26 protein-coding genes are annotated in these 26,013 nt (G+C 57.0%); 4 read left to right on the top strand and 22 right to left on the bottom strand.

All coding sequences use genetic code 11. From position 1 onward, the window contains the following. Positions 1-10: 10 nt before the first annotated feature. The 18 genes from J0A66_RS12585 to J0A66_RS12500 all read right to left on the bottom strand — a co-directional run bounded on the left by J0A66_RS12585 (position 11) and on the right by J0A66_RS12500 (position 15,145). A complete protein-coding gene (locus tag J0A66_RS12585) occupies positions 11-928 on the bottom strand; it encodes a prepilin-type N-terminal cleavage/methylation domain-containing protein (protein WP_206574171.1) in 918 nt (305 codons plus the stop codon). Beyond that, positions 885-1,091: a hypothetical protein gene (locus tag J0A66_RS12580; protein WP_206574170.1), complete on the bottom strand. Its 207-nt coding sequence runs from the start codon at positions 1,089-1,091 to the stop codon at positions 885-887. The genes J0A66_RS12585 and J0A66_RS12580 overlap by 44 nt, the downstream gene beginning before the upstream one ends. After that, positions 1,066-1,680, bottom strand: coding sequence for a type IV pilus modification PilV family protein (locus tag J0A66_RS12575; RefSeq protein WP_206574169.1), 615 nt, complete (start codon positions 1,678-1,680; stop codon positions 1,066-1,068). Before J0A66_RS12575 ends, J0A66_RS12580 begins: the two co-directional genes overlap by 26 nt. Next, complete coding sequence (locus tag J0A66_RS12570; protein WP_206574168.1) at positions 1,664-2,215, bottom strand: type IV pilin protein; 552 nt, start codon at positions 2,213-2,215, stop codon at positions 1,664-1,666. Before J0A66_RS12570 ends, J0A66_RS12575 begins: the two co-directional genes overlap by 17 nt. Beyond that, a complete protein-coding gene (locus J0A66_RS12565) occupies positions 2,193-2,723 on the bottom strand; it encodes a prepilin-type N-terminal cleavage/methylation domain-containing protein (RefSeq protein WP_206574167.1) in 531 nt (176 codons plus the stop codon). Before J0A66_RS12565 ends, J0A66_RS12570 begins: the two co-directional genes overlap by 23 nt. Before the next feature lie 103 nt (positions 2,724-2,826). Further along, on the bottom strand, positions 2,827-3,432 hold the full coding sequence (locus J0A66_RS12560) for a type II secretion system protein (protein ID WP_277603554.1): 606 nt from the start codon (positions 3,430-3,432) through the stop codon (positions 2,827-2,829). 25 nt (positions 3,433-3,457) lie between these two features. Then, positions 3,458-3,964 carry a hypothetical protein gene (locus tag J0A66_RS12555; protein ID WP_206574166.1) on the bottom strand — a complete coding sequence of 169 codons (507 nt, stop codon included), beginning with the start codon at positions 3,962-3,964 and terminating at the stop codon, positions 3,458-3,460. After that, positions 3,961-5,187, bottom strand: coding sequence for a type II secretion system F family protein (locus tag J0A66_RS12550; RefSeq protein WP_206574165.1), 1,227 nt, complete (start codon positions 5,185-5,187; stop codon positions 3,961-3,963). Before J0A66_RS12550 ends, J0A66_RS12555 begins: the two co-directional genes overlap by 4 nt. After that, positions 5,180-6,904, bottom strand: coding sequence for a GspE/PulE family protein (locus J0A66_RS12545; protein ID WP_338143888.1), 1,725 nt, complete (start codon positions 6,902-6,904; stop codon positions 5,180-5,182). The genes J0A66_RS12550 and J0A66_RS12545 overlap by 8 nt, the downstream gene beginning before the upstream one ends. A 1-nt stretch (position 6,905) precedes the next feature. Beyond that, the gene (locus J0A66_RS12540) at positions 6,906-7,958 is read right to left on the bottom strand and encodes a tetratricopeptide repeat protein (RefSeq protein ID WP_206574164.1); all 1,053 of its coding nucleotides are present in this window, start codon (positions 7,956-7,958) and stop codon (positions 6,906-6,908) included. After that, positions 7,955-8,863: an ExeA family protein gene (locus J0A66_RS12535; protein ID WP_206574163.1), complete on the bottom strand. Its 909-nt coding sequence runs from the start codon at positions 8,861-8,863 to the stop codon at positions 7,955-7,957. Before J0A66_RS12535 ends, J0A66_RS12540 begins: the two co-directional genes overlap by 4 nt. Positions 8,864-8,865: 2 nt before the next feature. Then, the gene (gene mshL, locus J0A66_RS12530) at positions 8,866-10,524 is read right to left on the bottom strand and encodes a pilus (MSHA type) biogenesis protein MshL (RefSeq protein WP_206574162.1); all 1,659 of its coding nucleotides are present in this window, start codon (positions 10,522-10,524) and stop codon (positions 8,866-8,868) included. Next, positions 10,514-10,855, bottom strand: a complete 342-nt coding sequence (locus tag J0A66_RS12525) for a hypothetical protein (protein ID WP_206574161.1) — start codon at positions 10,853-10,855, stop codon at positions 10,514-10,516. Before J0A66_RS12525 ends, mshL begins: the two co-directional genes overlap by 11 nt. A 1-nt stretch (position 10,856) precedes the next feature. Then, positions 10,857-11,504: a type II secretion system protein GspM gene (locus tag J0A66_RS12520; protein ID WP_206574160.1), complete on the bottom strand. Its 648-nt coding sequence runs from the start codon at positions 11,502-11,504 to the stop codon at positions 10,857-10,859. After that, positions 11,501-12,106, bottom strand: a complete 606-nt coding sequence (locus J0A66_RS12515) for a PilN domain-containing protein (protein WP_206574159.1) — start codon at positions 12,104-12,106, stop codon at positions 11,501-11,503. The genes J0A66_RS12520 and J0A66_RS12515 overlap by 4 nt, the downstream gene beginning before the upstream one ends. Next, on the bottom strand, positions 12,103-13,032 hold the full coding sequence (locus J0A66_RS12510) for a type IV pilus biogenesis protein PilM (RefSeq protein ID WP_206574158.1): 930 nt from the start codon (positions 13,030-13,032) through the stop codon (positions 12,103-12,105). Before J0A66_RS12510 ends, J0A66_RS12515 begins: the two co-directional genes overlap by 4 nt. A 118-nt stretch (positions 13,033-13,150) precedes the next feature. After that, positions 13,151-13,708, bottom strand: a complete 558-nt coding sequence (gene ssb / locus J0A66_RS12505) for a single-stranded DNA-binding protein (RefSeq protein ID WP_206574157.1) — start codon at positions 13,706-13,708, stop codon at positions 13,151-13,153. Positions 13,709-13,801: 93 nt separating this feature from the next. Further along, the gene (locus tag J0A66_RS12500; RefSeq protein ID WP_206574156.1) at positions 13,802-15,145 is read right to left on the bottom strand and encodes an MFS transporter; all 1,344 of its coding nucleotides are present in this window, start codon (positions 15,143-15,145) and stop codon (positions 13,802-13,804) included. Positions 15,146-15,341: 196 nt separating this feature from the next. Here J0A66_RS12500 and uvrA point away from each other — a divergent pair, with 196 nt between their 5' ends. The 3 genes from uvrA to J0A66_RS12485 are packed head-to-tail and all read left to right on the top strand — an operon-like array spanning position 15,342 to position 19,266. Beyond that, positions 15,342-18,170 carry an excinuclease ABC subunit UvrA gene (gene uvrA, locus J0A66_RS12495; protein ID WP_206574155.1) on the top strand — a complete coding sequence of 943 codons (2,829 nt, stop codon included), beginning with the start codon at positions 15,342-15,344 and terminating at the stop codon, positions 18,168-18,170. A 5-nt stretch (positions 18,171-18,175) separates the two neighbouring features. Next, positions 18,176-18,574, top strand: coding sequence for an acyl-CoA thioesterase (locus J0A66_RS12490; protein ID WP_206574154.1), 399 nt, complete (start codon positions 18,176-18,178; stop codon positions 18,572-18,574). Beyond that, complete coding sequence (locus J0A66_RS12485; RefSeq protein WP_206574153.1) at positions 18,571-19,266, top strand: 2OG-Fe(II) oxygenase; 696 nt, start codon at positions 18,571-18,573, stop codon at positions 19,264-19,266. Before J0A66_RS12490 ends, J0A66_RS12485 begins: the two co-directional genes overlap by 4 nt. Before the next feature lie 9 nt (positions 19,267-19,275). Here the strand turns inward: J0A66_RS12485 and J0A66_RS12480 are convergent, their stop codons facing one another. From J0A66_RS12480 to J0A66_RS12465, 4 genes are all read right to left on the bottom strand, one after another. Continuing rightward, complete coding sequence (locus J0A66_RS12480) at positions 19,276-19,737, bottom strand: DUF3299 domain-containing protein (protein ID WP_206574152.1); 462 nt, start codon at positions 19,735-19,737, stop codon at positions 19,276-19,278. Positions 19,738-19,739: 2 nt separating this feature from the next. Then, positions 19,740-20,966, bottom strand: coding sequence for an MFS transporter (locus J0A66_RS12475; RefSeq protein ID WP_206574151.1), 1,227 nt, complete (start codon positions 20,964-20,966; stop codon positions 19,740-19,742). Positions 20,967-21,061: 95 nt separating this feature from the next. Next, entirely contained in the window at positions 21,062-21,610 is a 549-nt protein-coding gene (ppa, locus tag J0A66_RS12470) for an inorganic diphosphatase (protein ID WP_206574150.1), read from the bottom strand. Between the two features lie 233 nt (positions 21,611-21,843). Next, positions 21,844-23,661 (bottom strand): DUF885 domain-containing protein, encoded by a 1,818-nt coding sequence (locus tag J0A66_RS12465; RefSeq protein ID WP_206574149.1) that lies wholly within the window; start codon positions 23,659-23,661, stop codon positions 21,844-21,846. A 347-nt stretch (positions 23,662-24,008) separates the two neighbouring features. Here J0A66_RS12465 and J0A66_RS12460 point away from each other — a divergent pair, with 347 nt between their 5' ends. After that, positions 24,009-26,003: a sodium-translocating pyrophosphatase gene (locus J0A66_RS12460; RefSeq protein ID WP_206574148.1), complete on the top strand. Its 1,995-nt coding sequence runs from the start codon at positions 24,009-24,011 to the stop codon at positions 26,001-26,003. The last annotated feature ends 10 nt before the right edge of the window (positions 26,004-26,013 follow it).

Below are 26,013 nucleotides of genomic sequence, written 5' to 3'. Positions count from 1 at the left end.
CCCGGCAGGACTAGGGTGAGTTAGGGATTTGCACTTCATGATTGAAGGTTACCACTTCCTCGTTAAAGTTGAATCTGAGTCGCAATTGCACCACCGCATTACGGGTCAGGGTGGGCGCCACCACCCGAAAGGGTAAATCGTTGGCGTCCTTTATATTATTGGCCACATATTTGGACATCAGGGATATCTTGCTGGCACTGAACAGTACACCCAGATTGGCAGCAGAGCTGATGGTATAGCCATAATCCTCATGGCGGGTCAGATTGCCGCTGCGGTAGTCAGCCAGGCAATAGCTCACCGGCGCGCCGCCGATGTAGATCCGCGAGGCGGGTGAGTCCTCGGCAAACAAAACCCCAGGGCTGAATGTGAGGGTGGCGATACCGTCAGCCGAGGAAGGGGCCTCACTGATGGGGAACTGCCGGCTGCGACTGGCATTGTAGACATCGGCGGGGATCAGGGGGTAAACAATGGCCCGGTCGCCAGGGACAAAGCTGTAAGCCTGGCCCAGGTTGTCCTGCAGTTCAACGGCCTCGACGCTGGCGGAGGCTGGCTCCGGCGCCACCGGAATATCCAGATAAAAGCTGCTCCATTTGGCCGGCACAAATTCTAGACACAGGGCTGAGGAGGATGTCAGCAAACGCACGCTGTTAGGTACCGCTGCCCGCAGTTCCCGGATCAGCCGCTCCACCACGAAGCGGGCTTCACTTAAAACCTGATCCCGCTCGGACACATCCACATAAATACGCGCCCCCAGACCGATAAAACTGAAAATGCCCACCGACACCACGGCCAGGATAATAATGACGGTTACCAGTTCCACCAGGGTGAAGCCTTTGGTGGGGCCTTTGATCGGCGCGCACCGTCCTGGCGCTGCGCCTAAACCGCTACGCCGGGGCGCGGCCCGGCTGTGCTTCGCCGCTGGCGCCACCCGGCGTCCTGCCGGGGGGATCGGCGCGCACCGTCCTGGTGCCGCGCCTGAGCCGCTGTGCCGGGGCGCGGCCCGGCTTCGCTTCGCCGCTGGCGCTGCCCGGCGTCCTGCCGGATGCGATTTCAATACAGGCTTCATCAGTAATTACCCCGGTAGGTGGCAAAGCTGATGGTCTCCTGGTTGGGTGTGGTAACATGCACCCGGATGAGTTTAAGGTTGGCGGTTCCGCTGCCGATGGTCCCGTCGCCGTCCGTATCGAAGTCATTGATGCCATCCATATCGGCATCGTAGAACACCTCGAACGCCACCATGAATCCCTGGTAAAGGGGTTGGTCGGAGTCGGTCATGGGTCGGTCCGGGGTATTCATCACCTCAACGGCATTGCGCCCGGTCAGGCAAAGATAGTCATCCACATCGTCATAAAGATCACGATTCAGGCCCGCCTCTTCACAGCCTAGGCCTGGCGCATCGGTGCAAAAATCTGTATTGCCGTCGCCGTCCATATCCTCGCCACAACGCATCTGGCCGCCGCTGTGATCGGAATGTTCATCGAATGATCTGGCCTGAATCTCACTGAGCAAAGACTGGCCCAGCTCGGTGGCGCGTACCTGAAAAATGGGGTCAATACTGCGCTTGGCCTGCGGCAGGATAAAGCTGCCGGCAAAGGCCAGGGCCACGGCAAATACCACTATGCCGATCACCAGCTCCACCAGGGTAAAGCCCCGACCAGAGGGGCTAACAGCTTGCCGCATGGATATAGCCCTCAGTCTCGATACACACAGGCACGCTGACTGATCCCTGGATAGTCAACTGGCACTGATTCTGGCAAATGCTGGCCCCGCTGTTGTCTACCGGGCGGCCCATATCATCGAAACCCACATGATTCACTGGAGCTAAAAGGACCAGTCCTTCGCCGGTCAGCTCGCCGGCATCGGTGCGCAGATAATCGGGGGTGGAAAAATCGATGCTGGTGCCACAGGTCAGGGGCGGGTTACCTGTGGTCGTATCATAGGCCAGACTCGGCGGCCCGAAGTCGCCGGCATTGAGGTTAATCAAAAAACAATAGCCGGGACGGGTGTCCTGCATGGCGCGGGTCTGCATATTGCGCAGGGCCGATACCAGGCGGGCCTGATAGGCGTATTCCACCACCCCGTCTTTGCCCTGGAAACGGCTATAGGCGGTGACCGCCAGCACCCCGATCAGAATAATTACGACAATTAATTCAAGCAGGGTAAAGCCGGCGGTTTTCATTTCTGATGGTTTATCAGCAACCACCAGAAACGACATTGACTACCGGAGCTACACCATTACCTGCAGAATTGTTGTACAGGACGTGACAGCTATCTCCGTCAGCGGCCGTCACTGTATAATCTACTGTTGACCCAACAGGATGGACACCGAAACTGCCGTCAGCAGGGCCTGCGGCGGTGGCTGCCGCTCCCACTGGCGCAACAAAGGTCCAATTGGCGGTTGGTAAATCGACCCAGGCATTCAGCATAGCCTGATCTTGAGAGTCGGCATCTGGATAACCACGATGTGTCTCAACCGAGACTCCACCAATATCCACTTCAGAGCCTGCCACTGCGCCTGCAGCATTATTCTGTTCGCCTGCAATGGCGGATTTGGCATAGACCAGCTGCGCACCACCCTGTAAGGCGGCCCTTGCACCTTGCAGTGTTGAGCTGGTGGCATCCGATTGGATATCAATAAACTTCGGCGCCGCAGTCACCGCCAGAATACCCAGTATCACGATCACAATGATCAGCTCGATTAATGTAAAACCACGTTGTTGCATAAGCTATCCTCAAAACCAAGAAGTAAGTTGTTTGCCATTCCCTAAGTTCATTCTGCTGCCCTCACCCCTGAAAGCAACTGTTTTTTAGTATCCGTATCCCGGCTTAGTTATTGCTGAATACAATGACCTGGCCAATTCTGGGATCATAGACAAAGCCCTCTCCGGTGCTGTTATCAATCGGCTCATTCTGCTGATTCTTAACCGTCAGCGTCAGATAGTAATAGCAGACATCGTTTCCGGCAGGCGCCACGCCGCTTCTGGCCTGGGTAAAATAGCGATGGCTGTTGAACGGACGCAACCCCCAATCGGAGGTAATAGTCGGCGAACTCTGCAAAATCAGATTGAAAATGCTCACGCAGTCCAGATCCACCAGCGCCGTGTCCTCGGTGCTCGAATCGTTGGCCAGCTCGCCGGTGGGATAGCCGGTATCCTTGTCAATTGCCACCTGGATGCCGCCAACGGTCACAAAAGTGGAGTTGGTGCCGTCGTTCTCAGAGGGGCGGCCTTCCAGTTCCCACTGGGCGCGAATCAGGCCGACCCCGGTGGCAAAGCCCCCTGCCACCCCTTCAACGGTGGCGGTTTCGGCATCTTCGGTCACCTCCAGCATCCTCGGCAAAGCCACGGCGGCCAGCAGGCCAAGGATCACCACTACAATCACCAGTTCAATCAGGGTGAAGCCCTTTTCCGCCTGCATCAATTGTCTGCTCATAAGTGTTTTCCCGTTTCCTTGCAGGTCATTTCACGACCTGTCCCATATAGATTCTGTAGTCAAATGACGGTCCGGTGGACAGCCTGAAGCGACAGGTGCTGTCCAGGGCCTTACCCGACATCTCCACCCCGTCGAAATACTCGGCGTATACCTTAAAACTATGGATCTGCAAGGGCTGGTTGAGCACCGCCCGCCATAAATCCCCGCAGCCCTGTGCGTTGGGTTCCACCCTCGGCCAGCCCAGGTGGCTCATGGGAATAGGGCTTCTGTCCACCTCTTTGCCGGTGACTTTGTCGTAGCGTACCTGAACGATCCTGGCCGGTCGGCCTTCCGCCTCCCATTGCCACTTGGCGCTGACCACCGACTTGGCCATTTCATCGGCCAGCAGATCCATGGTGGCTTGCTTGATATCCGGTTCGCTGTCCTGCAGATACCAGATAAACACCGCCATTAACACGGCAAAAACCGTCACCACGGCAATCTGCATAATCCATCTGAGCAGATTGTTATCGCTGACAGATTGCTTGCTCATCCACCACCTCCACGGTAGGCGTTCATCATGTCCCACATGGGGGTAAAGATGCCCAGCGCCAGCACCAGCACCATGCCGGCCACCACGGCAATCAGTATGGGCTCTATCTTGGAGGTCAGGCTTTTCAGATCGTACTCCACTTCCCGCTCGTAAAAATCCGCCACGTCGGTCAGCAGTTCATCGACCCTGCCGGTTTCCTCGCCTACGCTGATCATTTGCAGCACAAGGGGGGTAAACAGCTTGCTTGAGGCGCAGACCCTGGACAGGCTCTCGCCTTTTTCAATATTGCGACGCATCTCGATAATTCGTCCGGCCATATGCTTGTTGTCCACTGCCTCCGCCACCAGATTCAGGGCATGGGTCAGGGGCACCCCGGCCTTGAGCATCATGGCAAAACTGCGGGCGAAGCGGGACAGCAGCGAGCGCTCCAGTATGTTGCCCACTGCATACAGACGCAGCTTGACGCGGTCCCATTTTAACCGGCCCGGCTCGGAACTGAGATAGCGCTTGATGCCGAATATGCTCAGGGCTATGCCGACCAGCAGCAACGGCCATTGATGGACAAAAAAATCCGACATGGCGATCAGAAAACGGGTCATGGGCGGTAGCTCGGCGCCCAGTTTGGCGAACATGCCGGAGAACGTCGGAATGACCAGCAGGTTCATCACCACCAGAGCAATCACTATGGCAATCGCCACAAACATGGGGTAGCGGGTGGCGGCTTTGACTTGTTTGCGGGTTTCCTGCTCACGCTCCAGGTACTGGCCCAGCAGTCTGAAAGCTTCGTCCAGCTTACCGGTGTTTTCACCCACATGGACCACGCTGACAAACAAGGGGCTGAAAACATCCCCATGCCGGTGCAGGGCGCTGGACAGGGTCCTGCCCCGTTCAAGTTGATCGCCCACGTCTTCCAGTGCTTCCTGCATGCGCTTGGAGCTGACCGTTTCGGCCAGTCCGGCGATGGCGCGCAGGATCGGAATGCCGGACTTGCTCAGGGAATACATCTGGCGGGCGAAGATGACCAGTTCAGTCAGGCTGACCCGCGGTACAAAGAATCGGGAGAGCGAACGGTTACCACTGCCTTCTGCAGCCTGGCGTATATCCACCGGCACCAGTTCGCGATTGAGCAGGATCTGCGCGGCCGTATTCTGATCGGCGGCTTCCAGGTCGCCGGTCTGCAGGGCGCCGCTGCGACTCCTTGCCTGGTAGTTGAACTTAGGCATCGTCGTTCACCTGGACCGGTTCTTCGGCGACCATTTCCACCAGACGCAGCACTTCCTCCACTGTGGTCATCCCTTCCCTTGCGTACTGCAAGGCAACCTGTGAGAGAGGCTGGTAGCCGGCACTGCGACGGGCCATCTGGCTGAATTTGTTGGTGTCATCGGCCTTCAGGGCGTTCATCATGCCTTCGGTCATTTCCAGCAACTCAAATACCCCGATTCGGCCGCGATAACCTGTCTGATGGCATTCGTCGCAACCCTTACCCTTTTTGAAGGGAATACTGTCGATATCAGATGCCAGGGACTTAAGCCAGAACAGCTCTTCGCTGTCCGGCTGGTAGGCTTGTTCACAGCGATGGCAGATGCGCCTCACCAGCCGCTGGGCCACCACGGCCCGCAAAGAACTGGCCACCAGATAGCCCGGTGCACCCATATCCAGCAGACGGATGGCGCTGCTGATGGCGTCATTGGTGTGCAGGGTGGACAGGACCAGGTGACCTGTCAGGGCGCCACGCAGGCCGATTTCCACCGTCTCGTTGTCGCGCATCTCACCCACCATGATGATATCCGGATCCTGGCGCAAGGTGGTGCGCAGCACGTTTGAAAAGGTCAGGCCGATGCGGTTGTTGGTTTGCACCTGATTGATTCTGGGCAGCCGGTACTCCACCGGATCTTCCACCGTGATCACCTTCACGCCTGGCTGGTTCAGCTCACTCAGGGCCCCGTACAGGGTAGTGGTCTTACCCGATCCCGTGGGACCGGTAACCAGAATCATGCCGTGCGGTCGTTGCAGCAGGTGGCGAAAGCGCTGGAGCATGGCCTGTGGCATGCCGGTTTGTTCCAGGCTGAGCAATCCGGCGGACTGGTCCAGCAGACGCATGACCACGGACTCGCCATGCTGGACCGGCATGGTCGAAACCCGCACATCGATGCTGTGGCCCTTGACCTGCACATGGGTGCGTCCGTCCTGGGGCAGGCGCTTTTCCGAGATATCCAGGCCGGACATGAGTTTGAGGCGCAGTACCAGCGCCGAGGCGATATTGCGTTCCTTGATCAGGTTTTCCTGCAGTACGCCGTCAACCCGCTGCCGGATGCGAAGCAGGTTTTCATCCGGCTCGATATGGATATCCGAAGCCTGCATCTGCACCGCATCCTCGAAGATGGACTTGAGCAGCTTGGCCACTGCGGTGTCTTCCTCACCGGCACCCACTTCGGCAAAATCGAAATCGGCACTGTCCCGGTGTTCGCTGGCCAGCTCATGGGCAAAAGAGGCGATATCTTCGGTACGACGGTACAGCCTGTCAAAAGCGGTCAGCAGTTGTGATTCCCGGACCACAGCCACCTGCACCGGTTTTTTCAGCAGGCCGGACAGAGTGTCCATGGCCGCCAAATCGGCAGGATCGCTCATGCCCAGCAATATATGATCCGGGTTGTCTTCCAGCACCAGTGCCCGGTAACGACGGGCCTGCACCTCGGGTAACAGCTTGACGGTATTGGGGTCCAGGTTGTGCTGGTTGACATCGATAAGGGGCACGTTCAACTGCTGGGAGAGGAAGGTCAGCAACTGAGTCTCAGAGACCAGGCCCAGGTCTGTCAGGGTCTGACCCAATTTACGGCCTGACTGGCGCTGGGCATCCAGTGCGCTTTGCAATTGTTCCTGGGAGATGATTCCTTCATGGACCAGCAGGTCACCCAGACGCATTTTCAGTTTAGGCTGCACATTAACCTCCCAGAACCTGGAGTCTTTGCTGCACAAATTGCCGCGCTTCGGGCGGCAGATTCTGCCCCTTTAGCCAGTTGTACTGCTCAAGAGCGGCGGGCAGCCGACCGGCTCTGTCCAGCGCTACGGCCAGGCCCAGCCGCCACTTGAATCTGTCCGGCTGATACTGTGAGAGTAGCAGATAGTCTGAAATGGCCAGTTCCAACTGATTTTGTTGCTGGGCAAGCTGGGCGCGAAGCGCATAGAAATCCGGGTGGCCGAGCAGCTCGGGTTGTATTTCCTGCAGTACAGACAAGGCCTGTTCCTGGCTGTTGTTGCCCTGTAACCAGCGTGCCAGCATCAGGCGAAGCTCTGCCTGTTCGGGGTAGAGTTTTACCCCCTCTTCGAGCAGCAGGCCAGCCTGAGCCCGCATACCTGTGTCATGCATCAGTGCCGCCAGTTTCAGCCGGACCTGGTGGCTGTCGCCCTGTATGGCCAGCATGCGCTTGAGATCGGCCACAGCGTCCAGCGGCCGTTTGTCGGCAATCGCCTGCTGAACCCTGACCTTGAGCAAAGCCCACTGCGATGGGGTATCGGTATCGGCTGATTTGATAGTCAGGGCCGCTGAAGGCGTCGGGGTAACCTGCTGTTGAGCGGTGGAGCCTGTGACCCGGGCCGAAGGGGCAAGCCCTGGCGTCCGGGGTTCGGGCACCATCAAATCAGGCGGCGCCGCTACGGGAACCTGCTCAGGCTCCCCGGTCGTCTGTGTTGTGCTTGGCTCTGTTGTCCGGACAGACTCGGTATCTTTGCTGCCGCTCTTGGCAGATGCCGGATCAGCCTTGACCGCGGCTGTGCTCTGTTGCTGTTCATTGATGGTATCGAGAGACTCTTGATGGGTGATCTTTTCCAGCCAGTCGGGCAGCAGCCAGTAGCCGGCAAAGGCCAGCATGGCCAGTGGCAAAACGCCTACCAGCCACCAGCCGTGACGGCTTTTAGCCGGTGGCTGGTAGTCTGCCGACTGTGGCTGTTGCTGGCGTTTCTCCAGATCCTGGAGCATCTTGTTGACAACACTCATAAGCTGCCCGGCGGATAAAAGTAGTAGCTGCCAAGGACAAGTATCACAAACAGCACAGAGGCGGTCAGCCACCAGCCGATACGGTGCGCAACCCGGTGGGCCGCTTCAGTGTCCTGTATGGCCAGCTTCACATGTGTCCGGCTGACCTGCATTTTCCCCTCGCCAAAGGCCAGCATCAGCGCCTTATGACAGAGTACATTGACCACCCTGGGTGTACCCTTTGATGCCTGATAGAGCAGCTTGCAACAACCGTTGCTGAATACCTCACCACCCCGGTAGCCCGCTACCTGCATGCGATGGCGGACATACTGGCAAAGCTGCGGAAAATCCATGCTGGATAACTTGTAGCTGAAGGTAATACGTTGCTTGAGCTGGCGAAGCTCGGGCAGAGCCAGTTTTTCATCCAGTTCCGGCTGGCCGAACAGCACTACCTGCAGCAGCTTGCGGGACTCGGTTTCCAGGTTGGTAAAGAGTCTCAGGGCCTCGATACTCTCTACCGGCAGAGCCTGGGCTTCATCGATGATCAGCACCACGGCGCGATTCTGCTGGTGGATCCCAATCAGCCGCTGCTGGATACGCTGGGTAAATTCCTGCTGATCGGCCTGCTCGGTCAGGCTGACATCCAGTTCCCTGGCTACCGCCATGCGCAGCTCCTGCGGCGACAAGTAGGGATTGGGAATGTAGGCGCTGACGAAATGATCCGGCAATTCGTTGAGCAATTTCCGGCACAGCAGGGTTTTGCCGGTGCCCACCTCGCCGGTGACCTTGATAAAACCCTCGCCGGTCTTCAACGCCAGGGTCAGCACTTCGATGGCCTGCTTATGACTGGGCAGACCAAAGAAATAACTGGTATTGGGGGTCAGGGTAAATGGCAGCTCACGCAGGCCGAAATGATACAGGTACATGGTCAGTTCGAATCAACCCAATCGCGGACCTGGTCCCTGCTGCGCATCAGCTCCTTGCGCCAGGTATCCGGTCCCACTACCGAGGGCTTGAGCAGTATCACCAATTCCTTTTTCTGCTCCACTTCGCGACGATTCTTGAACAGTTCACCCAGCAGCGGAATGCTGCCAAGCAGCGGGGTCTTGGAATGCACCTCGTTGATGATGGTCTGCATCAGCCCGCCGATAACGACGATTTCGCCACTCTTGGCATGGATAACCGTATCCGATTCGCGGATATTGCTCTGCGCCAGCGGCAGCACAAAGCGTTCTTCATTGAGGGTTACAACCTTCTCCTGCTCCTGTGTTTCGATCACCGAGGGATGCACATGTAACAGTACCCCGCCCTTGTCGTCTATCTGCGGTGTCACATCCAGGGCTATACCGGAGAAGAAAGGGGTCAGTTCGATATTCGGTCCGGTACTGGTGGTGGCGGCCGTGATGGTGCTCTGGCTGGATACATCGGTGACGAAATATTCATCGTCTCCCACCTTGATTACCGCTTTTTGGTTGTTGGTGGCGGTGACCCTGGGGCTGGACAGCACCTGTACGTTGCCCTGGGTGGACAGCAGATTCAATACGCCACTGAAATCCTGGTTGACGAAGGCCAGACTGGTTACGCCGCCGAGGGTGGCAGAGATGCTGTTACCGGCGCTGAAACCGCTGGTGGAGAAGCGAAAATCGGTGCTGCCGGTGTGAGCCAGTACCTGACTCCAGTTGATGCCCTGCTGGTATTCATCGTTGAGGGAGATCTCCACGATCCTGGCTTCCAGAATCACCTGGCGCTGCACCGTACTTTCTGAACGTTCGAGGAAATTGCGCACCACCCGTAATTCGTCCGGCATGGCCCTGACGGTAACCAATCCAGCCTGGGGAGAGACTACCACATTGCGTCCCGCTTCGTTGCCCACCAGGCTTTGCAGTGTTTCCTTGAGATTCTTCCAAAAATCCGTCTCAGTGCGGGTGGAGATATTGGTGCCATTGATGTTATTGGCCCCGAAACTGGCATTACCGTACTGCCCGGCACCGGTCATCTGATTGCCGCCGAAGCTGCTCTGGCCGTTCTGGTTGTTCTGCTGGTCCTTTTGCGATACACCGCCCGAGACAATACTGGTCTGGGTTGCGCCGTCGCGTGTCATCAGCAGGTAATTGACTGAGTAGGTTTCGGTGCGCATACCGGCGGGGTAAATCCGGAAGATACTGCCGCTGCGCTGGATATCATAGCCGTACAATTCACTGACCAGATCCATGGCTTCATTGAGTGTCACCTGTTTGAGATCCAGTGAGATGCGCCCCTGGACCTGCGGGTGGATGGCGACACTGAACGGCGACCCCTCCACCAGGCCCGCGAAAAAGGCGCCGGCTTCAGTCTGGTCGGCCCTGATGTCGTATCGCTCTTCGCCAAACAGACCGCCCTCCTGTTGGGCGAGGAGGCTGCCCTCATCCTTCAGCAACTGGCTGATATCTGCCGGTACCTGCTGCAAAGGAGCTTTGGGCTGCTCTGCCAACTGTTGCTGGGCAACGGCTTCGTCCAGCTTGCGTGATACGGTCTGTCCGGCATCATTGGTCTGGCAGGCCGTCAGCCAGGCTGACAGGAAAAGGATAAATGTGTGTCTATAAACCATCAAAGTTGCCTTTTTTCAACGAGCCTGTTGTCAGTATCCTCACTTCCACCTGCCGATCCCCGTCCCGGAAGGTCGCCTTGTCATTGCCAATGGAGAATAATTGCCAGGCGCCCCAGAATTCACCCGGATGCAGAACCTTGCCTTCCACCAGCACATAACGTTGAGCCTGCCCGACGAAAATTGCCGACACTCTGGGCAGGCCCCCGTTCTGAGGCTGTCCCGCCGACTGTTCCTGTATTGTGGCAGGAGGACGCGTAGGGTCAACCTGAGCGCCCGCCAGGGCGGACCATGCCAGGCCTGTGATTAGGGCGACCACACTTGCCTTGTTCATCTCAGACTCCCAAAAATGCCTTGCCGGTACTGAGGGTATAGATTTCCAGGCTCATCCTGGCGGTGGGATATTCCAGCACCTGGTAATCAAAGGTTTTCCAGTAGAAGCGCCATTGCAGGCTTTCCAACTGCCGCAGATAGCCCTGTAAATCGAAATAGCTGCCTTCCAGTACCAATCGCATGCCGTGCTGATAGAGACCGGCCTGCTGATCCTCCTGCTGCGGCTCCGCCGTGATGGCTGTCGGAGTCAGGGATTTGAGTTCCACCAGCCGGAGTTGGTCATGATGTGCAAGCAGTTGCTGCAGCACATTCTTCATTCGTGCGGCAGGGATCAGTTCACTGGTTTGTTGCAACATGACCTGGCGCAGCGCTGCTATTTCTGACTCCAGTGCCTGCCGGCGAATCAATAGGGGCGTATCGGGATTGGTGGTCGCTGTGGCCAGTTCCTGGAGCTGCAGGTTCAGGCTGGTCAGTTCCTGCTGCTGTTGATTGAGCTTGCGCTCTGATAAAGCCAGGCCGTCCAGGGTCGGCTCAATCAAAAGCAGATAACCTCCATAGAGGATCAGGAACAGTCCTGCAAACAATAAGAGTTGTTTCTCTCTTGGCTTCCTGAGGGCAAAGGCCTGATGCATTTTCTGATAAGCACTCACTGCCGGCTCTCCCTGATGGTGTCCGCTGCAGTGGAGCTGAGGACAAAACCCAGGTTTTCCTGCTCGTCCCGGATCAGTTGCACGGTTGCAAACTCGGTGCCGGTGAGGCTGTTGCCCCGGCTCAGTAGGCTGAGCCACTGCGGCAGGGCTTCGGCTGTGCGTGTTCCGCCTTCCAGTTGTATCCTGTCGTCCGTCATGTTTATGTGAGTCAGCCAGATATCCGGATGATGGAGTCTGGCCAGATCGTCCATCAGTGAGGCATAGCCGGGCTTATCTGTCCGTTCCCGTTGCGCCAGCATGGCAAGGACCTCTTGCTGGGCGGCAATCTGGCGCTGCAGAAGCTGGATTTGTTCAACTAAGGCCTGGCTGGGTTCCCGATCCAGTTGCTGTACCTGCCTTTTGACCTGCGTCCTCAAGCCGGCCAATTGGGTGGCTGTGGCCTGTTCCTGCGCCTGAAGCACTGTCCATTGCTGATGCATCTGCCACTGCCAAAAACCAATAATCAGGGCCGCCGCCAGCCATAGGCCCAGGGCGAAACCAAGTGTCAGCAAATCGTAAGTCGGCCGCAATTCCCGCGGATAGAGGTTTACCCGGTTCTTCATGCATTTGCCTCACGGACCTGGCGCATGGCGGCGCCCAGACTGGTCACTGTTTCTGAGGAAAACCTCAGTCCCTGGGAAGTGGCTATTTGTGGAGTAAACATTTCTGTCTTGACCAGGGTATTCTGTTCAAGTACCTGGCTGAGCTCTTCAAGAAAAGGTGTATCGATACAGATCAGCAGACGCTTCACCGGCGCCTGGCGCAACTGACTGTCAAAATAGTCCATGGAGCGCTGGATTTCTATACTGAGGCTGTCTGCCACTCCCTGGTGGATCTGCTCCAGGCCATAGCTGCTCAGTTGCTCGTACCCTTTGAGGCGACGGGTAAAATAGATGTTCCCATCCTTGATGATGCTCAGGCAAATCTCTTCACCGGGTTCCTGCACCAGGGTAATCTGTGCTGCAGGTTGGGCGTCCAGCAGGTCACACTGGCTGAGTTCCTCTATGCCGATGCTTTTAAGTTCAACCCCGGCCTGGATCATACCTGTCACGACCGATTCAATCAGACTCTTAGGCGCTGCCACCAGGTTGATCTTATTGCTGCCGGTGGGCTGGGCCGGCAAATCGAAATATTCCACCACCATGTCATCGGCAGAAGCCAGCAGATCCTTGACAGACCAGCGCAGGGCCTGGGTCAGCTCTTCGGCTGGGACCGCAGGTTTTTCTACCTGCAATAACTGATAGCGATTGGTGGAAAAAACCACATGACAGGGGGTGGAAGCCACGCCTTCATCTTTGATCCAGGCAGTCAGATCTTTAACCCAGTTGTCAATGCCGATACGGTGCTGTTTCAGCCACAATGGCAGCCCTTTCTGCTTGCCAAGCAGGGACAGGTTAAGGTTTCGCTGACCAAATTCGATTCCAAGAGAATGGTAAGCCGCCGGCTTTCTCAGCTTGCGTTTTACCAGGTCCCACCAGCCTAAGCGCATTTATACCCGGGTATTAATTGTTATAATTTGTAGCAATTACATCAGACAATCCGTTATTTAACCAGCCCTGAAGGTCAGAAAAAAGCCCGCATTGGGCGGGCTTTCGGGTTTTGCTGGACTAGAACGGAATATCGTCATCGAAGTCGAAGTCGGGCTCCGGCATGGAATTGGCCTGCTGGGGCTGGTTCTGGGGCGGACGATTGCCCCCCGGGCTGCCACCCTGTTTGGGGTGTTGCTGGTACTGGGGCGCCTGATTGTAATCCTGCTGGGCAGGGGCCTGATTGTAGCCTCCCTGTTGCGGGCTGCGGCCACCGCCACCGCCACCACTGCCGCCGCCGAGCATCTGCATCACTCCGGTAAAAGGATCCAGCACGATTTCGGTGGTGTACCTGTCCTGGCCGCTCTTGTCCTGCCATTTACGGGTCTGCAGCTTGCCTTCCACATATACCTGACTGCCTTTGCGCAGATATTCACCGGCGATTTCTGCCAGCTTCCCGAATAGTGAGACCCGGTGCCATTCAGTACGCTCCTGGATCTGACCGCTCTGGTCTTTCCAGCTTTCGGAAGTGGCCAGATTCAGGCTGGCCACGGCTTTGCCGTTGGCCGTATATCTGACTTCCGGATCCTGACCCAGGTTACCCACCAGAATCACTTTGTTTATGCCTCTACTTGCCATCTTCGCTCCTAACGCTGACCCTGACTGCCCCTGCTTGAATTTTAGTCGGTGGGACAGACTCGTCTCATTTAGTTTATGTCTATACTGCCCTGTTCAGGGGTTCATTATCTGCCTGGCTTGTTGCAGGCTGAACTGGCTGCTGTCCACCTTGAGGTAGACGGCTTGCTCTTCCTCCACCAGGGTAATATCACGCACGCCGGCGAGCTGCTTAAGCTGTTCCAGGCTCTCCTGCACCGGCCGTATCTGAGTATTGAGGGCTAGTGTATACCTTTTCAGATGGCCGGCGCCACTGACGATGCCCCTGATCCAGAATTGCCAGCCAAGGCAAAGGCCAATGGCCAGCAGATAGATCCACTCAGCCGACAGGTACTGATTGAGCAGCCCGGACAGTACCCCCCCGGCGAACGCTCCGAGAAACTGACAACTGGCGTAGGCGCCCATGGCCGACCCTTTCTTGCCGGCGGGGGCCAGGCTGGACACCAGGGCCGGCAGATTGGCTTCCAGGTAGTTGAAGCCGGTAAAAAACAGACAGACAAAAACCAACAGGGCTGGCAAAGCCAAAGGCTCCTGCAGCATACCCGCCAGGGCCAGACCCATCAGGGCGATGGACCAGCGCAGGCCGGCTTCCATCCGGTTGCCCAGATGGCGCATCAGAAAAACCATCCCCAGCACAGATAAGATCAACACAGGCAGATAGAGCTGCCAATGATCCGCCAACGGCCAGCCTGTCAGGACCAGACGGTTGGGAAGTTGCACGAACAGCAGCGTAATCAGCAGGTGCAGCACAAAGACGCTGAGATTCAGGCGCCGCAGCGCCGGGGTGCGCAGCAGGGATCTCAGATCACCGGCTCTAGGCAAAGTGTCGCCGCTGGGCGCCAGGTTGGTGGCTGTCGGCACGACAAAGAGCACCAGCGGAATACAGGCGACGGCCAGAAGGGCGGTGACCAGGAAAATACCCTGCAGGCCGAAATGTCTGGCCAGCAGCGGGCCGAGAATCAGTGCCAGGTAAAAGGAAAATCCTATGGCTACACCAATGACAGCCATCACCTTGGGGCGCTGGCTGTCGCGGCTGATGTCGCCGGCCAGGGCCATGACAGCGCCGGCAATGGCGCCCGCTCCCTGGATAATCCTGCCTATCACTATCCAGGTCAGGCTGTCTGCCCAGGCTGCCAGGGCACTGCCGGCGGCGAACAGCACCAACCCCAGCACGATGACCGGCTTGCGGCCAATGCGGTCTGACAATAATCCCATGGGTATTTGCAGCAGGGCCTGCGTCAGGCCGTACCCGCCGATGGCCAGACCCACCAGCAATGGTGAGTAGTCAGGGAACTCCATCGCCAGCACAGCCAGCACCGGCATCACCATAAACAGGCCGAGCATGCGCAGTACGTAAACGGCTGCCAGGGAGGCGGCGCCGCGAATTTCTGTATTATTCAAAACGATCCGCTGCGTTAATCTGAAAAAACAATTGAAAACAAGGCGTTGCTTGCCCCATCCGGCTAGGGTCCCGGACAGGCCGGGCAGTGTACCACAGGCCCGCCATGGACAGAAGCCGGTGCTATTTACCTCTGTGTCGAGTCGTCTGGATATGCAATACTAGGGGTTTCCCTCACTCAGGCTCAGGTGTCGATTAGTGGACAAAATAGAAGTTCGTGGTGCCCGTACCCATAATCTGAAAAATATCAATGTGACCCTGCCCAGGGACAAGTTGATTGTCATTACCGGCCTGTCCGGGTCGGGCAAATCGTCCCTGGCTTTCGATACCCTGTATGCCGAAGGGCAACGCCGTTATGTGGAATCCCTGTCGGCCTACGCCCGCCAGTTTCTGTCCATGATGGAAAAGCCGGATGTGGATCATATCGAGGGCTTGTCACCGGCCATTTCAATAGAGCAGAAGTCCACCTCGCACAACCCTCGCTCCACAGTGGGAACCATCACCGAGATTTATGACTATCTGCGACTGTTGTTTGCCCGGGTTGGCGAGCCCCGCTGCCCGGAGCACAAGGTCCCTCTGGATGCCCAGACCATCAGCCAGATGGTCGACAAGGTGCTGGAGATGCCCGAAGGCAGTAAACTGATGCTGCTGGCGCCTGTAGTGCAGGAGCGTAAGGGTGAGCATATCAAGATGCTGGAGAACCTCGCCGCCCAGGGCTTTATCCGCGCCCGCATCGACGGTGAGATTTGCGACTTGTCCGATCCGCCGACCCTGGATTTGCACAAGAAACACACCATCGAAGTGGTGGTGGACAGGTTCAAGGTCCGTGACGATCTGCAACTGCGCCTGGCCGAATCGTTCGAGACGGCACTGGGGCTGTCCAGCGGCACAGCCAAGATTGCCTGGATGGATGAGCCGGGCAAACAGGAAATCGTATTTTCCGCCAACTTCGCCTGTCCCCACTGTGGTTACAGCATGGCTGAGCTGGAGCCCAGGCTGTTTTCCTTCAACAACCCTGCGGGGGCCTGCCCGACCTGCGACGGGCTGGGTACCAAGCAGTTTTTCGACGCCTCCAAGGTAATCAGTAATGCCGAGCTGAGCCTGGCAGGGGGCGCCATCCGCGGCTGGGACAAGCGCAGTTATTATTACTTCCAGATGCTGCAGGCAGTAGCCGATCACTACAAGTTTGATCTGAGCAAGCCGTTCCAGGAATTGGATGCCAAGGCCCGCGATGTGGTGCTGTACGGCAGCAAGGGCACGTCCATCAAGTTCCGTTACATCAATGACCGTGGCGATGTAATGGAGCGCAAGCATCCCTTCGAGGGGATCCTGCCCAATATGGAGCGGCGCTACCGGGAAACCGAGTCCAATGCGGTGCGTGAGGAGCTGGCCAAGTACCTGAGCCAGCAGCCATGCGGCAGTTGCGGTGGCACCCGTCTGCGCCTGGAGGCCCGCAATGTCTTTATCAACCAGACCCAGTTGCCCACGGTCACTGAGATGTCCATTGCCGATGCCCTGAAGTTTTTCGAGACCCTCGCCTTGAGTGGTCAGCGGGCGCAGATAGCCGAAAAAATCCTCAAGGAGATCCGTGACCGGCTGAGCTTCCTGGTCAATGTGGGGCTCAACTACCTGTCCATGTCCCGCAGCGCCGATACCCTGTCCGGCGGGGAGGCTCAGCGTATCAGGCTGGCCAGCCAGATAGGCGCTGGCTTGGTGGGCGTGATGTATGTCCTGGATGAGCCCAGTATCGGCCTGCACCAGCGTGATAATGAGCGATTGCTTGGCACCCTGGTGCATCTGCGTGATCTGGGTAACACAGTGATTGTGGTGGAGCACGACGAAGACGCTATCCGTGCCGCCGACTACATCCTGGATATCGGTCCCGGCGCCGGGGTCCATGGGGGGGAAATCGTTGCCGAGGGCAGCCTGGAGGATATCAAAGGCAGTGAGCAGTCACTGACAGGAAAGTACTTGTCAGGCAGGGAGAAGATTGATGTGCCTGCCCAGCGAACCCAGAATAAGGACAATTTGTGGGTGGAACTGAGCGGCGCCACCGGCAACAACCTCAAAGATGTCAACCTGCGCATTCCGGTAGGCCTGATGACCTGTGTCACAGGGGTGTCAGGCTCGGGAAAGTCCACCCTGATCAACGATACGCTGTATGTGCTGGCTCATAAGGAACTCAATGGCGCTACCGTGGGTGAGGCATCCCCCTATAAAAGCATTCAGGGGCTGGAACATCTGGATAAGGTAGTGGATATCGATCAGAGTCCCATCGGTCGCACCCCCCGTTCCAATCCGGCTACCTATGCGGGCCTTTTTACCCCCATACGCGAACTATTTTCCGGCACCCAGGAAGCCCGTTCCCGGGGTTACAAGCCGGGCCGGTTCAGCTTTAACGTCAAGGGCGGTCGCTGCGAGGCCTGCCAGGGTGACGGGGTCATCAAGGTGGAGATGCATTTCCTGCCGGATATCTACGTACCCTGCGATGTGTGCAAGGGTAAGCGCTATAACCGTGAAACCCTGGAAATCAAATACAAAGGCAGGAACATCAATGAAGTGCTGGATATGACGGTGGAGGATGCCCGGGAGTTTTTCGATGTGATCCCGGCCCTCGCACGCAAGTTGCAAACCCTGATGGATGTAGGGCTTTCCTATATCCGCCTGGGCCAGAGCGCCACCACCTTGTCTGGCGGGGAAGCCCAGCGGGTCAAGCTGGCGCGGGAGCTGTCCAAACGGGATACGGGCAAGACGCTGTATATCCTGGATGAACCCACCACCGGCCTGCACTTCCATGATATCAAGCAACTGTTGCAGGTACTGCATCGGTTGCGGGACCACGGCAATACTGTGGTGGTGATCGAGCACAACCTGGATGTGATCAAGACCGCTGACTGGCTGGTGGATCTCGGCCCCGAAGGGGGCTCGGGTGGCGGACAGATTATTGCAGAGGGTACCCCCGAGCAGGTGGCCGGCTCCCCCGCGTCCCATACCGGTCGTTTCCTTAAGCCGTTACTAGATATGTAAACAAGATGCTGAAACAAACCTTCGATGTACGATTCTATGAGACCGACGCTTTAAAGCATGTGAGCAATACGGTGCTGGCAGGCTGGTTCGAGGCGGCCCGGGAGCCCATCTTCCGCCTGTTCACCCCAGAGCTGGATCTGGATAACTGGCCGCTGATCCTGGCCAGCTATAAGATCGATTTTCTGCGTCAGATTTACTTCGGCAGCCAGGTGGAGGTGCGCACCGGTATCAGCCGGGTGGGTAATAGCTCTTTCGAAGTGCACCAGGAAGTCTGGCAGCAGGGTCAGCGCTGCGCAGTGGGCATTACCACCATGGTCCATTTCGATTACCAGAGCCAGCAATCCGCCCCCATCAGCGACAAGGTAAAAGAGCAACTGAGAAGCCTGCAGGTGGAGGCCGCATGAACCAGTTTGTGGAGGTAATCGACAATGTGTTGCCGCCGGCATTGTGCCAGGCGCTGATCGGCCAGATTGACAGCAGCCCCAACCGCCAGGCCGGCCGCACCGGTGGGGGAGTGGATACGGACAAAAAAGTCAGTGAAGACGTGTCCATTATGCGCCATCCGGAGTTTGGCCAGTTGCTGCCACAGGTTTTGCAGCACACCACGGCGCGGCTGATGGACTATTTCGCCAGGTATTATTTTGCCCTCATCGGGCCCATAGGCCTGACGGTTAAACATCCCCAAACCGGTCAGCCGGTTAAGGTGACACAAGACAACTTCGAGGAGGTGGCCAGGCCTAATTTGCAGAATCTGGTGCAGTATCTGTTCCGGCTTGGCGATATCAACGCGCAGAAATATCCCCACGGTAGGGGCGGCTATCCGTACTGGCATTCAGAGGTCTATCCGCAGACCGGCAGCAACGATGCCCTGCACCGTATCCTGTTGTTTATGTTTTACTTGAATGATGTCGCCGAAGGAGGGGAAACGGACTTTTACTATCAGGACCTGAGCATTAAGCCCAGGGCCGGTCGAATGGTCATCGCCCCGGCTTATTTTACCCATACCCACCGGGGCAATGTGCCGGTGTCCAACGACAAATATATCCTCACCTCCTGGGTATTGTTTAACCCGGCAGAGAAGATTTATACGGGTTAGTGATCCGAGTTATTCGTAAGGCTCCACTTTAATCCCCTGCATGGTATAGCCCACCGTGGCAATGTCCCCTGTCCAGCCTTGGGTGGACAACTTGCCGGTGATCCAGACTGCGTCGAACAGATTGTCCACCGGCGCCCCGTCGGCGAATTTCACATGGACTATCTGGTTAGGTGGTGGTGGCGGTACATGGATACAGGCGCCAAAATAGGGGACCAGCAGAAACTCGGTAAGGGTGTCTTCGTCCCCTTCCAGGGGCACCACAAAACCCGGGATACGCACTTCCTGACCATCCAGCGCCTGCACCACCGGCGCATCCAGATTCATCTGCACCATGTTGTTGCTGCCCTCGTGGGCTACGGGTTGCTCTGGTAACTGGTAATCCTCGGGCACCATGTCCTCCCAGTATAGGTCTTTGGGCTGTGCCCAGCCCATGAGGGGCAGGATTGCCAGCAGGAGCAAATATTTTTTCATGACTACACCTTCTCTAATGTCGAGGCCGGCATGTTTGCCCAGCCAAAGGGATTTCTGCGCACTTCGTTGCCTGGCGCAGGCAGGGCGGGGATATTCGTCGCCAGGATCAGGGAGCAAAACGCAAAACCGGCACCGATAAAAAATACCAGCGGCGGTGAGGTCAGCCAGACCACCCCCAGCAGTGCCGGGACTACCACCGCGGCAATGTGGTTGATGGTGAAACTCACCCCTGAGGTGGCGGCAATATCCCTGGGGTCGGCGATTTTCTGAAAGTAAGTCTTCATCGCAATGGCCAGAGCGAACAGCAGGTGATCCACCACATACAACACTGCTCCCAGCCAGGCGGCGTCCACAAACGCATAACCGATGAACAGGACAATCAATCCCGTATATTCTGCCACTAACGCCTTCCTTTCGCCCACCCGTGCGATAAAGCGGCCAATGGCAGGGGCAAACAACAGGTTGAAAATGTAGTTGAGCATAAACAGCAGACTGATCTGCCCTACGGTATAGCCAAACTTCTCCACCATCATAAAGGCGGCAAACACGACAAAAATCTGCCGGCGTGCGCCGCCGAAAAAGGTCAGGCCGTAATAAAGCCAGTAACGCTGGCGCATCAGTAATTTCTTGTGCTGGGTAGAAGGCTGTTCGAAGCGGGGGAACAACCACCAGAGCAATAGCACGATAAGGAACCCTGCACCCCCTGCCAGCATATACATGCTGTTATAGCCGACATTCAGAACGTCCATCAGCACCCAGACGGCCCCAAAGGCCAACAGCGAGGCACAGCTTTTGACCGCCAGTTGCCGGCCCATAAATTCTGCCGTGTCGCGCTTATCCAGCCATTGCAGGGTCAGGGACTGGTTGAGGGTCTCGAAATAGTGAAAGCCGACGGACATGACTACCGTGGTGCAATACAGGCCCACGGCAAAAGGGAACCAGCCGGTCATGGCGATACCAATGGACATCAGTGCCAGGGCCAGCAGGGCAAAGGTCTGTTCCCTGAGCACCAACAATACGAACACGGCGGTAAAGGCCAGAAAACCCGGCACCTCACGCAGACTCTGCAGTATGCCAATCTGTGCGCCGTTGAAGCGGGCCGCCTCAATAACAAAATTATTCAGCAGTACATGCCAGACGGAAAATGTCAGCGGCATGACAAAGGCCATGGCCAGCAATAACATCTGGGGGCTTTGACGGATAGCCTGTAAAGAGAAACGGGAAGACATATCAATCCAACGGGCAGAAGGGGAGTGAATATTAACCCTAATGCCTGTAAAGCAAAAGGCCAGCAGAAGCTGGCCCTTGTGGAGTGTTGTGTGGTTCAAAAAGCCGGCTTTTCTGGTGCTTCTTCATAACGCTTGACGCTGGCGACAATCTCGTCCCGGGCAGCGGCGGCATTGTCCCAACCGTCAATCTTGACCCATTTGTTGGGCTCCAGATCCTTGTAGTGTTTAAAGAAATGCTCGATCTGGTGGCGCAGCAACTCTGGCACATCGTCGATTTCTTTCACGCCACGGTAAATAGTGGACAGCTTGTCCTTGGGTACTGCCAATACCTTGGCATCGGTGCCGGATTCGTCGGTCATCTTCAGCACGCCTACCGGACGGCAGGCAATCACGGAGCCGGCCAGCAGGGGGAAAGGGGTAATCACCAGCACGTCTACCGGATCACCGTCCTCAGACAGGGTATGGGGTACATAACCGTAGTTGGTGGGGTAGTGCATACAGGTGGCCATGAAACGGTCGACAAAGATGGCGCCGGATTCTTTATCCACTTCATATTTCACCGGGTCAGAATGGGCCGGAATTTCGATGATCACGTTGACTTCGTCTGGCAGGTTTTTGCCTGCAGGTACGGCATTCAAGCTCATGGCATGGTCCTTTTGAGTTTGCTAATAACCAGTGCCCGTCCTAAAAAAACGGGCATCGGGGCGACGCAGGGATGCGATCCAGAATAAGGGCAGGAGCCCGCTTCTGGAGAGAAACAAATAAAGTGCGGCGGATTATAGGGGTTTTTGTCACAAAAGGACATCCCGCTTTGGTCGAAAAAGCCGCGCCGGCTAAGGGCCGGCGCGATGTCTATGCAATGAAAGAACGCATTGGCTCAGGAGGCGATCCACTCATCGATCTTTTTCTCCAGCAGGGGCAACGGCAAGGGACCATCCAGCAGAATGAGGTTATGAAAAGTCCTGATATCGAACCGCTCGCCCAGGGCTTTTTCGGCTTTTTCGCGCAGAGCCTGGATTTTCAGTTGCCCGGTCTTGTAGGCCAGGGCCTGGCCGGGCATCACCATATAGCGCTCAATCTCTGAGGTCACATCCGATTCCACCATGGTGGAATTATTCAACATATACTCAATGGCCTGTTCGCGACTCCAGCCCTTGTAATGGAGGCCCGTATCCACCACCAGACGCATGGCGCGAAACAGTTCGGCGTTCAGCTTGCCGAAATACTGGTAGGGGTCGGTGAAGAAGCCCAGTTCCTTACCCAGGCTTTCGGCATATAAGGCCCAGCCCTCGGCATAGGCGGTGTAGAAGTTCTGGCTGCGGATTTTGGGCAGGTCCTCCACTTCGTTCTGCAGGCTCAACTGGAAGTGATGACCGGGTACGGCCTCATGAATGGAGAGGGTTTCCACACCATACCTGGGCTGACCCTTGAGGTTGTATGTGTTGGCGAAAAACACGCCCGGACGGGAGCCGTCTTTGGCGGCTGGAATATAGGAGGCGCCGGGCGCCGACTTGGCCTGGGACTCCGGATATGGCCTGACGACATAGTCCGCCTTGGGGATCACGCTGAACAGCTTGTCCACCTTGGGCTCCATGCGGGCCTTGACCGCCTCATAGGCGGCCAGGATCTCGTCGGCAGACTCGAAGTAGAATTGCGGATCGTTCTTGATAAACTCGAAGAAGGCCTGCAGATCGCCATCAAAGCCGACTTCTCCGGCCACTTTCATCATCTCGCCATGAATGCGCTTTACTTCACTCAGGCCTGTCTGATGTAACTGCTCGGCGCTGACCGGTAACGTCGTGTTCACTTCAATCATGTACTCGTACCAGCTGACGCCGTTGGGCAGTCCGGCCATGCCGTCAGACTCCCTGGCCGCGGGCAGGTATTCTTCCTTGAGAAAACGGGTCATCTCCCTAAACACCGGGGTCATGCGTTTATCCACGAGTTGGGTATAGGCCCGGGTCAGCCTGAGCTTATCTTCATCGCTCAGTTTGTCCCCAGCCTGATTGAGGGGGGTGAACAGCATACTCTTCGTGGGGTCATCCAGAATCTGCGCTTCAAACTGAGGGATCATGGAGTCCACCACGGCTTTGGGCTGGACCACGCCCTGCCTGATGCCCTGGCGCATATTCTTCTGGGCCTGCTCCATCCACACCACAAAGCCTTCGGCGCGGGCAAGGAAATTGTCGAAGTCCTGGGCATTATTGAACGGCTGGGCGCTGATACCACTGCCAAGCTGCATAAAGAAGTTATGGGGACTGAAGATAAACTGGTTTAAGGGCAGCAGTTCGAAGGGATATTGGCCGCCGGCCAGGCTACGTTGCAGGTTGCCTTCGAAGATCTCATAGGTATAGAGATCCTGTCCGCTCAGTTTGGCCTTGTCGATGCTGTGCAGAGCCACCAGGTACTTGCGATCAATGGCCTCGCCCTCGGCAATAAAGTCGGCCGCCAGGCTGTTTGGCCAAAGATGATTGAATCTGTTGTCGCCGTTGAACAGGGCGTTGATAGGCTGACGGGGCAGGGTTTCCTCGATGTAATTATCGGTCAGCGCCACCAGGCGGGCACTCTGTGATTCCTGCGCTTGCAATACGGCCGCCAATGCCGGATCGGGGGTTGAGTTCTGGGTAGCTGCGGTGGTGCCGCAGGCCTGCAATAAGGCCGCCGACAGGGCTGCCGCGATCAGGTGCTTTTTCATTCTGTTGTCCTAATTTTGCCGAAGTATGCTCAGGCCCTCTGGCCAAACCCGCACTCTAAACCAAATCCCCTTTTGCCGCATTTTGCTTGTGTTAGCGAATGTAAACGGCCCTGTAACAGACGGCGTGCGAGGTTGGATATTTTTTCTCCAATTAATTGCTGACATCCCGATCCACTGGGTCTATAGTGGTTGAGAAGTTGCTGAAAACTAAAGCAAAAACAAAGGGGTAGGCTTGGCGTATGCTTGCATATGCCCCATGTTGTCGAGGTTGAAGCCAGCCCCTGATAATACTGCGGAGTAACGGCCCCATGGCCAGGACTTCGCTCTGAGTAACTGTTGGGGAGCCTATGACTGAACTATTTTATCTGCCACCTGCACTGGGCCTGGCAGGCCTGGTGATTGCCATGTTTATCTATTTCATGATCAAAAAAGTGCCGGTGACCAATGAGGCCATCAGCAAAATTGCCGATCAGATCCACCTTGGCGCCATGGTCTTTATGCACCGGGAATACAAGATGTTGTTTATCTTTGCCCTGGTGCTGGCCGTTGCCCTGTACTTCTCGTTAGGAACCAATACCACACTGGCCTTTGTGGTTGGCGCAGTCTGTTCGGCCCTGGCCGGCTATATCGGCATGTTTACCGCCACCAAGGCCAATGTGCGAACCACCCAGGCCGCCCACGACCAAGGGGCCGCTGCTGCCTTGTCCATCGCCTTTATGGGCGGCTCCATCATGGGGTTGTGCGTGGCCTCCATGGGCTTGCTGGGGCTGGGCTCCCTGTACTGGTTCTTCGGCAGCGATCCGGCTACCGCCCATGCCATCCATGGCTTTGGCATGGGGGCGTCCAGTGTGGCACTGTTCTCACGGGTCGGCGGCGGTATCTTTACCAAAAGTGCCGACGTGGGGGCCGACCTGGTGGGCAAGATAGAAGCGGGCATTCCTGAGGATGATCCTCGCAACCCGGGCGTCATCGCCGATAACGTGGGCGACAACGTGGGCGATGTGGCCGGTATGGGCTCGGATATCTTCGAGTCTTATTGCGGGTCCATGATTGCCACCATCGCCATCGCCGCCACCATGACAGTCAGTGCCCTGGGCAGTCGTGAATCCCTGATGTTCCTGCCCCTGGCCCTGGCGTCGGCCGGCCTGATTTGCTCGGTACTGGGTATTCTGCTGGTGCGCGCCATGTCGGCGAAAAAGCCGGATACGGCTTTGCGTGCCGGCACCATGTCCGCGGCGCTGCTGTTTATTATCGTCGCCCACTTTGTGATTCAGTATGTAGAGATTTCCAACAATGTCTGGTGGTCGGTACTGACCGGGGCGGTTGGGGGCATCATCATTGGTCTGGTGACGGAGTATTACACCGCGTCGGCACCTATTCGCAAGATTGCCAAATCCGGTGAAACCGGTCCGGCGACGGTGATGATCACAGGTCTTTCGGTAGGCATGCAGTCGGTAGTGATACCGGTGCTGACCATCTGCGCCATTATCTATATTTCCACCTCGCTTTCTGGCCTCTACGGTGTGGGGATTGCCGCCGTGGGCATGCTGGCGACGGTGGGCATCACCATGGCCATCGACGCCTATGGTCCCGTGGCGGACAACGCCGGGGGTATCGCCGAGATGGGCGGGCTGGGCAAGGAAACCCGCGCCATTACCGACTCGCTGGATGAACTGGGTAACACCACTGCGGCCATTGGCAAGGGCTTTGCCATCGGCGCTGCGGCCCTGGCGGCCCTGGCCATTATTGCTGCCTTCGTGGAAACCATGAGTCTGCACTACGAAAACTTCACCCTGCATCTGGGTGATCCCGAAGTGCTGACCGGGCTCTTCATCGGTGGTCTGCTGCCATTTCTGATTGCCTCCATCACCATGACGGCGGTGGGGGATGCGGCCTTCGAAATGATCCATGAAATCCGCCGTCAGTTCCGTGAAATCAAGGGCCTGATGGAAGGCACCGCGCAGCCGGATACGGCCCGCTGCGTGGATATCGCCACGACCGCGGCGCTGAAGAAAATGATCCTGCCCGGTGTACTGGCAGTGGCGGTGCCGCCTGTCGTTGGCTTCGGCATCGGCCCCCACGCCTTGGGCGGCATGCTGGGCGGTGCGCTGCTCGGCTGCGTATTGCTGGCGCTGATGATGGCCAATGCCGGCGGCGCCTGGGATAACGCCAAGAAGTATGTGGAAAAAGGAAACTTCGGCGGCAAGGGCTCGTCAGTGCATGCGGCCACTGTCGTAGGCGACACAGTCGGCGATCCCTTCAAAGACACCTCGGGTCCGGCCATGAATATCCTGATTAATGTGATGGCCATTGTCAGCCTGGTGATTGCACCTTTGCTTTAATGGACGGACG

Source organism: Bowmanella dokdonensis (assembly GCF_017254865.1).
In the GTDB taxonomy this organism is placed as follows: domain Bacteria; phylum Pseudomonadota; class Gammaproteobacteria; order Enterobacterales; family Alteromonadaceae; genus Bowmanella; species Bowmanella dokdonensis.
This window is presented reverse-complemented; position numbering and strand designations above follow the sequence as displayed.